General features: G+C 38.4%; 12 protein-coding genes. 2 read left to right on the top strand and 10 right to left on the bottom strand.

Translation table 11 applies throughout. The features are described 5' to 3' along the window. The first annotated feature begins 2 nt into the window (after positions 1–2). Positions 3–848: a mechanosensitive ion channel family protein gene (locus ESV24_RS00840; RefSeq protein WP_111813502.1), complete on the top strand. Its 846-nt coding sequence runs from the start codon at positions 3–5 to the stop codon at positions 846–848. Between the two features lie 53 nt (positions 849–901). Further along, the gene (locus ESV24_RS00835; protein WP_111813500.1) at positions 902–1,603 is read left to right on the top strand and encodes a hypothetical protein; all 702 of its coding nucleotides are present in this window, start codon (positions 902–904) and stop codon (positions 1,601–1,603) included. 288 nt (positions 1,604–1,891) lie between these two features. Here the strand turns inward: ESV24_RS00835 and tsaB are convergent, their stop codons facing one another. The 10 genes from tsaB to ESV24_RS00785 all read right to left on the bottom strand — a co-directional run bounded on the left by tsaB (position 1,892) and on the right by ESV24_RS00785 (position 11,169). Continuing rightward, complete coding sequence (tsaB, locus tag ESV24_RS00830; protein WP_111813497.1) at positions 1,892–2,551, bottom strand: tRNA (adenosine(37)-N6)-threonylcarbamoyltransferase complex dimerization subunit type 1 TsaB; 660 nt, start codon at positions 2,549–2,551, stop codon at positions 1,892–1,894. Beyond that, positions 2,551–3,831, bottom strand: a complete 1,281-nt coding sequence (locus ESV24_RS00825; RefSeq protein WP_111813495.1) for an efflux RND transporter periplasmic adaptor subunit — start codon at positions 3,829–3,831, stop codon at positions 2,551–2,553. The genes tsaB and ESV24_RS00825 overlap by 1 nt, the downstream gene beginning before the upstream one ends. 2 nt (positions 3,832–3,833) lie before the next feature. Next, a complete protein-coding gene (locus ESV24_RS00820) occupies positions 3,834–5,270 on the bottom strand; it encodes a TolC family protein (protein WP_111814096.1) in 1,437 nt (478 codons plus the stop codon). Between the two features lie 69 nt (positions 5,271–5,339). Next, entirely contained in the window at positions 5,340–6,509 is a 1,170-nt protein-coding gene (locus ESV24_RS00815) for an efflux RND transporter periplasmic adaptor subunit (RefSeq protein WP_111813494.1), read from the bottom strand. A gap of 61 nt (positions 6,510–6,570) precedes the next feature. Further along, on the bottom strand, positions 6,571–6,990 hold the full coding sequence (locus ESV24_RS00810) for a DUF1801 domain-containing protein (RefSeq protein ID WP_111813492.1): 420 nt from the start codon (positions 6,988–6,990) through the stop codon (positions 6,571–6,573). A 15-nt stretch (positions 6,991–7,005) separates the two neighbouring features. Further along, positions 7,006–8,277: an ABC transporter permease gene (locus ESV24_RS00805; protein WP_111813490.1), complete on the bottom strand. Its 1,272-nt coding sequence runs from the start codon at positions 8,275–8,277 to the stop codon at positions 7,006–7,008. Further along, entirely contained in the window at positions 8,270–9,514 is a 1,245-nt protein-coding gene (locus ESV24_RS00800; RefSeq protein ID WP_111813488.1) for an ABC transporter permease, read from the bottom strand. The genes ESV24_RS00805 and ESV24_RS00800 overlap by 8 nt, the downstream gene beginning before the upstream one ends. Further along, complete coding sequence (locus tag ESV24_RS00795) at positions 9,507–10,214, bottom strand: ABC transporter ATP-binding protein (RefSeq protein WP_111813486.1); 708 nt, start codon at positions 10,212–10,214, stop codon at positions 9,507–9,509. Before ESV24_RS00795 ends, ESV24_RS00800 begins: the two co-directional genes overlap by 8 nt. Positions 10,215–10,354: 140 nt before the next feature. Continuing rightward, positions 10,355–10,588, bottom strand: a complete 234-nt coding sequence (locus ESV24_RS00790; RefSeq protein WP_111813484.1) for a hypothetical protein — start codon at positions 10,586–10,588, stop codon at positions 10,355–10,357. Positions 10,589–10,641: 53 nt separating this feature from the next. Continuing rightward, positions 10,642–11,169, bottom strand: a complete 528-nt coding sequence (locus ESV24_RS00785; RefSeq protein ID WP_111813482.1) for a DUF420 domain-containing protein — start codon at positions 11,167–11,169, stop codon at positions 10,642–10,644. Position 11,170 lies beyond the last annotated feature (1 nt).

Genomic DNA, 11,170 nt, shown 5'->3' with positions numbered 1-11,170 from the left:
TTATGGAAAAATTTCAGGACTTGGATATTTATATCGAAAAGTATGGCCAAAAATTAATTGATTTTCTGCCCAGTCTTATTGGAACAGTCTTAATGCTGCTGATTGGGCTTTGGATTATAAAGATCGTCAATCGGTTTATTAGAAAGTTCTTTGACAAAAAAGATTATGAACCTACTTTGGAAAATTTTATTGCCAGTTTGATAAATTGGGGGCTTAAGATTTTACTCTTTGTTCTGGTAATAACCCAACTTGGTGTAGAATCGGCCTCACTTGTTGCAATTATTGGTGCAGCGGGTCTTGCTGTAGGTTTTGCGCTGCAAGGTACACTGTCCAATTTCGCTGGAGGAGTTTTAATATTATTGTTAAAACCTTTTAAAGTGGGCCATTGGATAAAGGCTCAGGGCGTGGAAGGAACCGTAAAGGAAATTTCTATATTCAATACCAGACTTATCACATTTGGAAATCAGCTCGCCATTATTCCGAACGGAAAACTGAGCAATGAAAACATTATAAATTACACCGAAGAAGGCGTAAGACGTGAAACGCTGACTTTTGGCATAAGTTATGATGATGATATAAAGCAAGCTAAACAAATTTTGCTTGATCTTGTCTCGGAACAGGAAACCGTTTTTAAAATAGAAGATAAAATGCCGATGGTTGCCGTTGCAGAACTGGGCGATAGTTCAGTAAACCTCACGGTGCGCTACTGGGCAAATAACGAGGATTTCTGGGCCTTGCGTTGGCTAGTTTTGGAAGAAGGAAAAACAAGATTGGAAGCTGCTGGAATTTCAATACCTTTCCCACAGCGCGATTTGCATCATTTTAATTTGGAAGGTTTAAAAAAATAAATCCTTAAGTTTGTAGGAAATTTTCTAATATTAACATATCTAAAATATACATAATGAAAAAAATAATTTTATCTAGTCTTGCCATTTTATTTTTGGCACCAATTTTTGCACAACGAGCTAGTACGAATTTTGATATTTACTCAAGAACAATTGACCTTAATCAAAAATCTTTGGCTTTCGGACTTACTGAAGCACAGTTTGCCGCGGTAAAAGATGAGGCTTATGCAAATCCGAATTTTGTTCAAGGAAAAATATTTCAGGAAGATCAGCTCATTAAAGACGATGTGCCGATGCGCTATAATGCCTATGCGGACGAAATTGAAATCAAAAAGAACCCAACAGATGCTAATTATGGTGCTTTAATAAAATCGCCAGATATTTTTGTGAAAATATTCCAGGATCTTTATGTGTTTGTTCCCTATGAAGGAAGTAATGAAAAAGGCGGTTACTTTAACGTGCTTAGCGATGGAAAAACGTACGATCTGTATAAAAAGACGAAGGCTCTTTACAGAGAGCCCCAAAAGGCCCAGACGAGTTATCAGCGCGATACACCGCCTTCTTTTCCTAAAACTGTAACTTATTATTTGGTACAAGACGGTACGTTTTTAGAGATGCCAAGCAGCAAGTCTAAAGTTCTGAAAATGATGGATCGCAAGAAAAGCGAAATGAAAAAATACATTAAGGAAAAAGATCTTGACCTTGATAAAGAAGCCGATTTGGTAAAAGCAATTGCTTATTTCGATTCTTTATTATAATATTCGGGACGAGTTCAATTCTCTATAAAAAGGTTCAAAAAATATGATATAGTTGCATCATATTTTTTGAACCTTTTTTCTATTTATCACTTATGGCTCCGAAAGAAATAGTGTTAAGTACAGTAAATCAGTATCTTTATAGAGTTACACAAATAAATTTTTGCTATTATGAAAAATTTCATTTTATTATCTACCGGCTTGCTTCTCATTTCTGTTTGTTCCGCCCAGAAAAACTTCAACACTCCTAATGGAGGCGCCTCAGGAGGAGCAAATAGTAATACAGAAAAACTATCCCAACATAAATTCCTTTAAATAAAAGGGTTCAAAATAAGCGACATTTTCTGTGTCGCTTATTTTATATTTAGCCTCCACCAAAGATGCCATTGCTGAAGATGAGGGAAATGCATCGTTTATAAACAAGGCGTTTTTATGAGAACATATCGCTTCAAGTTTATTTGCACCATCACCAATAAACACAGTTTTGCGTTCTTCCAAATATTCCCCAAAAGAATTTTCATTTAATATTTCAGCCTTAGTTTCGCGAATTTGTTCCTTTTCAGAATTGAATACTGCGGAATAAACCTCCATTCGTCGAGCATCGAGCAATGGGATGATATAGGAATTGTCATCTGCTACTTGTTGCGCAAGTATTTCTAAGGTTAAAGTGGAAATAAGTGGAATATCCAGCGCAAAGCAAAGACCTTTAGCAGCAGAAACGCCAATGCGAAGCCCCGTGTAAGAACCTGGCCCTTTACTAACCGCTACGGCGTTCAAATCGCTTTTATCAATATTTGCTTCTGCCAAAACCTCTTCAATGAATACGTGGAGTTTTTCGGCATGGGAGAATTTTTGATTGTTTTCTTCACGAATGGCTTTTACTACACCATTTATGGCAAGAGCCACGGAACAATTGGTAGTAGCTGTTTCAAGACATAAAATAACCGCCATTATTTTTCCTTTTTATCTTTTTTGGGGTCAGCAACCTCCACTTTATCTCCTTGCTTTAGTGATTTTGTAACTGTGTTGTAAGGCCCTGTAATTACTATTTCGCCTTCTTTCAAGCCAGATATTATTTGAATATTGGAATCATCCTGTATTCCTGTCTTTACAACGCGTAGTTTTGCTTCTCCTCCTTCCTTTACATAAACTGCCTCAAATTTTTCATCACTTACGCTTGTAGTTTCGCTAGCATAAGATTTTTTTGAATCTGTAGTATCGGTTTTTATTACTATGGAACTTATTGGAACTCCAATAATATTTTTCTTTTTGTTGGTTATTATATCAACAGTTGCAGTCATTCCCGGTCGAAAAGGCGAAAAACTTTCAGGCCTCCCTTGTGTTAAATCTTTATACGATTCTGGTAATATTCGAACTTTTACCTTAAAATTTGTAACCTGATCTGCAGTAAGTGAGCTTTGGGCACTGTTTGCAATTTCGGTAACCACTCCATTAAATTCCCGTTTCAAATAGGCATCTACTTCAACAATTGTAGAATCGCCAACGGCTACTTTTACAATATCGTTTTCGTTTACATCTACCTCAACTTCCATATTTTGAAGATTTGCGACACGAACAATTTCGGTTCCGGCCATTTGCGCGGTTCCCACAACTCTTTCTCCCAATTCTACAGAAAGCTTTGAGATAGTACCGCTCATGGGAGCATAAATGCTGGTTCTGGAAAGATTATCAACCGACTGTTTCACATTAGCAGACGCACTTTGTACGTTGTAATAAACGGCTTTTGTACTTGCTTGCGCCATGTCATAATCCGCTACGGATTTGTCCCATTCAGCTTTTGAGATTACACCTTTTTCAAACAAAGCTTTATTACGCTCATAATTTAGTTTAGCATTTTTCTCGCTGGCCTGAGCTTGGGAAAGTTGAGCGCGAACATTTTGCAATCCAGCTTGTGATTGGCTTACAGCAGCTTGAATAAGGTCAGGATTTATTTTAACCAACAGATCACCTTTTTCAACTGTTTGTCCTTCCTTTACGGGAAGCTCAATAATTTCTCCTGAAACTTCTGAGGAAAGCGCGACCTCAATTTCAGGTTGTATTTTTCCGGTGGCGGCAACAGTTTCAATAATATCGATAGCTGAAATTTGAGTAATTTCCACTTCTTTAAAATCACCCGATTTTCCAAACCAGCCTGCTTTTTTCCCAACAATCAGAATAACAATCAGCAAAACTACGGCTACAATAACCCAAAGAAGTGTTTTTTTCTTCATACTTAAAATTTTAGCTCTGTGGCCGGAATTCCAAAGTACAGTTCCAGCACTTTAATTTTAAAGATATAATCGTACTTTGCCCGCAATGCCTCGCTCTGTGCATTTTCAAGTCGAAATTTGGCTTGGCTAAAATCAAATGAATTCAGCAATCCCACATCAAAACGGTCCGTTGAGTATTGGTAAGCCTGTTCTTGTGCCTGTACGGCAACCATCGCCGCCTGATATGCTTTTCTGGCTCCCAAAACATCTGTATAAGCTTGATAGACGTTTGATTCCAACTCGAGCTCTGCCTGTTCTTTTTGGAATTCTGCACGCTTCACATTTATTTTATTTCGCTGTACGGAAGCTCGTGTGGAAAATCCATTTAAGATAGGGATATTTAACTGAAGGCCATAAGAAATTCCGTCATTAAGATACAACTGTTCAAAAAATGGTGCCGGTGGACTTGTAAGCAGGCCAAAGTTGGGCGCAACCACGGTCTGTCCTGTATCTTCCACTTGGCCAATTACCTGGGTTGGCTGATTGGGATCTACTCCACCCTGCAGAATTCGGTCGGCTCCAGATTCACGCGTATTGTAGTTTATAAAACCTTCTAAATTTGGATAATAATTGCTTCTGGCAATCTGCACGTCTTTTTCCGCAAGTGCTATGTTTGCTTCGGCAATTTGAAGTTCTGGTCTTTCCGCTTTTGCTTTCGCTATAATTTCCTCTGGAGTTTTTTCAGTAATGTCCGTCAATGGTGCCTCATAGGAGGACTCGGCAATATCAAAGTTTTCATAGTCTTTTATCTGAATAATTTGCGCCAGATTTATAAGCGAAATACGAATATTATTTTCGGCAACCACAATACGTTGTTCCTCATTGGCCGATGTGGACTGTATTTCCAATAAATCTCCGCGCGGAATAGAACCTGCGTCCACCAACTGGTTTGAACGTTCTAACTGTTCCGAAGTAATTTTATGCTGGGCTTTTATAACTGCGAGGTTTTCTTTATTGAAAAGAATTTCCAAATATGCATTTGCAACCAAAAGAGCCGTATTATCTTCAATTTGTTTTAGATTGAACTGAGCAGCAAGTTTTGAAAGTTTAGCGCGCTGGGCCTGACGTAAATTGTTTAAGCCGTCAAAAATTGTAATACCCAAAGTAGCATTGGCAGAAAAGTTGCGCGTAGTTTGATTTTGGAGCACTCCCGTGGTAATATTCTGAGTAAGTCCAGTATTCCACGAATTAGATCCTGAAACATTAAACGATGGCAGATAATTGCCTATAGCATTTAGTTTGTCAATATCTGCAAGTTCTACATCCAGTTGTCCTTGTTTTACTGAGATATTCTCTTCCAAAGCCTTATTAATGGCTTCTTCCAAAGTCCACTGTTTGTTTTGGGCATTCAATGAAATTGTGAGTATCAAAAAAAACAAAGGTATTGCTATCTTCTTCATAAGTTTTTCTATTGTTGAATAAGTCTTTTGCTTTGCCATTGCGTTACAAAGTTTTATAAAATTAAATATTTAACCTCTACTACCCGACGGTGTTGCAGGTTTCAATTGGTTCCAAACCTTTATACTATCATCTTTGGAAACCCCGCTCTTTACTTCAACATCTATCCCATCACTAATGCCCAACTCTATTTCTCTTCTTTCAAATTCCTGGTCACCGATCATTACTTCCACAAATGGTTTCTGGGTTTTTGAATCATATTGAACCAAAGCCTCTTTAATGGTCAAAACGTTTTCAGCTTTAGCCAAAATAATAGAAGCATTGGCACTTAAACCTGCACGGATAAAAGTATTGGTAGTATCGAGATTTTTCATCGTTCCCTTAATTTCAAACTGGATCGCACCATTCTCATCTACCCCTTTTGGGGCAATGTAATCCAATTCGGCATTAAAAGTTTTATCGGGAAGTGCGCCCACGGTAATTTCAAGTGGAAGACCCTCCTTTATTTTTCCTACTTCACTTTCATCAACCTTTCCTTCAAAAATCATTTTGTCTACATCGGCTAAGGTTGCTATTGTGGTGCCATCGTTAAAGTTATTTGCCTCGATAACCTGATTTCCGGTTTTTACGGGAACATCAAGCACCATTCCTGAAACCGTAGCGCGAATCTCGGTATTAGCCGAAGCACCCATACCGCTGGTTGTTCCGGTCCTTACGATGTCGTAATTTTGACTTGCCGCAGTAAGGCCTACCTGTTCCTGTTTCAGTCTTTGTTGCGATTGATTGAATGATAATTGCGCATTGTCAAATTCATTGGCAGAGATTACACCTTTTTCAAAAAGTTCTTTCTGACGGTTGTAAATGCTCTTCTGGTTTTCAAAAGCGAGACGCGCAGTTTCAACTTGTGTGCGAACGCTGCTAATATTATTTTTGGCGCTGTTTAAAGAAGAAACATTCGGCACTACTTTCACCTTCGCTATCAGGTCTCCAGCTTTTACAATTTCGCCTGCTTCCACAAAAATCTCGTCAATAATTCCTGAAATGTTTGGTTTTATGAGCACTTCTTCCTTAGGAACAATACTTCCAGTAGCCACTGTTTTTTTCACTATTGAACCCATTGCAGGTTTTTCGGTTTCATAAACGATTGGATCTTCCATGTTTTTTGAATAGAGCCAATACATAGATACTGCAAAAAGCACTGCAATTGTGGCTAGGATGATTATGGTTTTTGATTTTTTCATTTTAGTTGATTGTTGAAATTATGTTTTGTAATTGATGATTTTTTTGTCTAAAATATTTTCATTAAGCACCCAAAAGTGGCAAATGTTTTATTTTATGATATGTAAGCGCTAATGAAATACAGTGCTTTAATTCAGCATTGGGTATTTCCTCATTTAGTTTAAAAACTATCGCTCTGTTTTTTTCAAAATTGAATTTTTCCTTATAAACTGTTCTAAATGTTGGAACCAATTGGGAAGTGCATTTAAAATACATTGCGTATTGTTCTGGAGCTTTTTCTTTCCAAGCTATACGTATCGTGCTTCCATATTTTGTTACATAGCTTGGCTCGCCCCATTTCAATGTTTCCTCAATTTTTGCTACGCCATCCGTTTCAGTCGCAGTGTTTAAGATCAATTCCCGAAGGTGAAACATTTGTTTTTGCATTGTCTTGGGATAGCTTTCAAAAACTGCTGCCACTTTTGGATCGCTTATAAATTCCATTATTTTTTCATCTTTCTATTCTGTTCGCAATGCTTCAACTGGCCTAATTTTTATTGCGTTCTGCGCAGGAATCAATCCAGCCAATAAACCAGAAACAATCAAAATTGTGAGTGCTATAAATACAACGCCAATGTTGACGGATGGGTTAATAAACATCATCTCGCTGGTATCCATTCCACTTAGTTGATAGTTTACAAGCCAAAGCACTGCTGTTGCCAATACAATTCCCGCCATACCCGAAACGATAGTCAAGAATATAGATTCCAATAGAATTTGTGAACGAATACTCCACGGCGTTGCGCCCAAGGCACGGCGTATGCCAATTTCTTTTGTGCGTTCCTTTACCACAATTAGCATAATGTTGCTAATACCTATGATTCCCGAAAGCAGTACCAAAATTCCCACAAAATAAGCCACAAAATTAAGTGCGGTAAACAGTCCTGTTATTTTGCTAAACTCTTCGTAAAGATCAAAATTACCTACGGCACGATCGTCGTTTGGATTGATGGTGTGGCGTGTTTTTATAACGTCAAAAACTTGCGATTTTAGTTCGGTTATTGAGTATCCATCTTCGGCGGTAATAGCCATCCAACCTACAACATCGCCCATATTAAACGCTTGGGAGAATGCCGTGAAGGGCACATAAATTTCCTTTTGCATTTCTTCGGGATCGCCATTGTTTCCTTTCTTTTTATAGGTGCCCACCACCATAAAATTTACACCATTAATTTTAATATAGGAGCCTATAACCTCTTCTCCCGGATTGTATAAAGCACTTTGAACGCCGCTCCCAATAATAGCAACTTTGCGTTTTTCGTTTATATCTGAATAGTTTACAAAGCGTCCCGAAGTGATATCCATCGGTTGTTGTTGAATTATTTCAGGATAGTCTCCATAAACGTTGAAAGCACCCGTTTGAAGACCGCGCACAACATTATTACTTCCGCGAAAACCTCCTAATTGGTTTCTAGGTGAAACGAAACGTAGGCCAGGTACACTTTGCTTAATTGCCGGAACATCATTTGTTTTGAAATTATATCTGCGCCCCTTTGGCAAACCTTTATACGGTTGTGAAGCAGTTTGGGACCACATAAACATGGAATTTGTTGCCATCCCATTGAAGCCTTGTTTTATGCCATTCTCTAAACCATTGCCAGCAGCGAGCAAAATTACCAAGATAAAAATGCCCCAAAGTACACCGAAGGCGGTCATAACGGTTCTGAACCAATTGCTGCTAAGGGCTTCTATGATTTCTGCCCAACTGTCTCTGCTGAATAGTTTACTCATCGCGCAACGCTTCTATAGGTTTAATATTCGCGGCTCTGTAAGCTGGGAAAAAACCAGCGATAGCGCCTGCAACCACAAGTATGATAACAGTTGTAATTGCTACTGAAAAGTCTACGGAAGGATTGCGGATATAATCTGTTTCAATAAAGGGCCCAACCACTTGCAACAGTATGAGGCTGAAAATTAAACCTATAAATCCTGCGATTGCGGTAACAAAAATAGATTCGTGAAGTATCATTCCAATGATGGACCAAGGCTGTGCACCAATGGCTTTGCGTATGCCAATTTCCTTAGTACGTTCCTTCACTATAATTAGCATAATATTGCTAACGCCTACTACCCCTGCAATTATTGTACAAATACCTACACCCCAAAAGAACCACCGAATCATAATATTTAGGTCATAAAATTTTTTGGCGTTTTCCAAAGTATTGTTCACGTTTACCGCCCTTTCATCTGTTGGCGCAATGGTGTGTTTGGCTTTTAAATCTGCTTCCAATTCTGCTGAAAAGGCTTCGGAAGCGGCTAGGGCATCTTCATATTTATCGTGCTTTTCAAGAGTGAAAGCAATCGATCTAAGTTTATCGCCAGCGTTATAGACTCGTTGTGCAGTTGTTAATGGAATAAAAACACGCGTTTCTTCCCTTTCTCCGCCGGGATCGGTATATACCCCAACAACTTTAAACTTTATTCCGGCAATGTCAATATATTCGCCAATAGCATCTTTTCCTTTAAAAAGATCTAAATAAACTTGATTTCCTATAACGGCGTTTTTCTCGAAAGAATTAAGATCGTTTTGATTAATGTACCTACCAACAACCAAAGTTGCGTTTTCTAGAAATTGATAATCGCCACGAACGCCTTCTACCCTGTAGCTTCCGTTTTCCTTTTTATAAGTGGTCAATTGACCCCAACGACTGTAAACTCCGGACTTAAGTTCTATTTTATCACTATTTTTATTGACCGCCATTTCATAATCGCGGTTGTCCATTTCAATGATTCTACCGGGATTCATTCCTTTGTATTCAACTGAAGTAACATTGGTCCAAACACTAATGCGGTTAGTGGCATCATTTTCAAATTCCTTTGCAACGCCGTTGGACATGCCTTGACCGATAGCGAGTAGAATAACCAAAATAAAAATTCCCGAAGCCACGGAAAGACCCGTTAAAAAAGTTCGCAATTTGTTTTTGCTAATTGCTTCAAAAATCTCCTGCCAGCGTTCAATATTAAACATAGGCTTCGCTTTTGGCCCTAACTTGGGTTACTACCGAATCGTCAATAATAATTCCATCCTTTAAATTCACGATACGTTTGGTCATGTGCGCAATATCATCTTCGTGGGTGACGATGAGGATTGTTTTACCCTCGTCGTTAATACCCTGTATAAGCTCCATTACTTCGTAAGAAGTTTTTGTGTCCAGCGCGCCCGTAGGTTCATCTGCAAGCAATACTTTGGGATCGCTAGCCAAGGCTCGGGCAATTGCTACACGCTGTTTTTGTCCACCAGAAAGCTCATTCGGAAGATGGGTAGCCCAATCTGCCAAGCCTACTTTTTCGAGATAGTGCATGGCTTTTTCTGTGCGAATGTTTCGTTTTACACCTTGGTAGTAAAGCGGCATTGCCACATTTTCCAATGCAGATTTATAGTTTATGAGATTGAAAGATTGAAAGATGAAGCCCAGGAATTTATTGCGATAACGCGCCGCAACCTTTTCGTTTAAGTTTTTAATGAGTGTTCCGTCAAGAGTATAGGTTCCTTCGTCTGCTTCATCAAGAATTCCGAGAATATTTAGCAAGGTAGATTTTCCCGAACCGGATGAACCCATGATGGAAACCATTTCGCCTTCAGAAACCGAGAAGTTTATTCCTTTTAAAACATGGAGTGAATTTTTACCCATGTGATACGATTTGTGAAGATCTTTTATCTCTATCATCCTAAAAATTGTTGATTTACAAAATAAAGGGGAAATCCCCTGCTAAATGTGAAATTCTTGTTAAGACTTGAATACTTTAATCGTTTCAGCCATTTATAAGACTCCAATATTGGGGAAGTGTTACACAGTATTTAGAAAAACTACAAGGTTTGCTCTTTGCGTGCCTTCTTGCGGCTTCGGTAAATAGCAAAGCCGATGCCGCCAATTAGTAAATATGGAAAAATCATTAGATAGATAATTCCGTTGTTGATGCCTTTCGCTGTCTGCCCACTTTCCTCACTTTCCAAGACGGCGCGACACATTGCACATTGGGCTTCCGCAGGAAGAATCATTATTAAAAAAAGAAGTATCGTAATAAAAACTTTAAGTTTCATTGTTTCAGCTTTCAGGTTTCAGGTTTCAAAATCTAATATCTCACTTCTCACGCCTAATAATAGGGTGAAATCATTAAATAAACTATTACACCAGTTAACGCAACATAAAGCCAAAGCGGAAAAGTGATTCGCGCAATTTTTCTATGTTTATAAAACTGTCCGGAAATAGCACGAACATAAGTTATGAGTACAAAAGGTATAACGACTATCGACAATAAAATATGCGTTATAAGTATAAAATAATAGATGTATCTAATCATTCCTTCGCCACCAAAGGGCGTAGAATCTGAGGTCATATGATAGGCCACGTACATTACAAGAAATAACACTGAAAATCCGATAGCGGTTTTCATAAGTAATTCGTGGGTTTTTCTATTTCCTTTTTTAATTTGATAAACCGCAACTATAAGAATTATTGCAGTTAGACCATTAATTGTTGCATAAATTGGCGGCAAAAAACCCAGTCTTTCCACACCGGGAATTCTTACGGTGAATAATGCCGCAACCGCTACTGGGATTGCAATAGAGAGGATCCATATCCAAATATTGTAGCGTTTTGTGTTTTGGGTTTTAGTTTGCATG

The sequence above is a fragment of the Aequorivita lipolytica genome (assembly GCF_007997135.1).
GTDB classification, from domain to species: domain Bacteria; phylum Bacteroidota; class Bacteroidia; order Flavobacteriales; family Flavobacteriaceae; genus Aequorivita; species Aequorivita lipolytica.
This window is presented reverse-complemented; position numbering and strand designations above follow the sequence as displayed.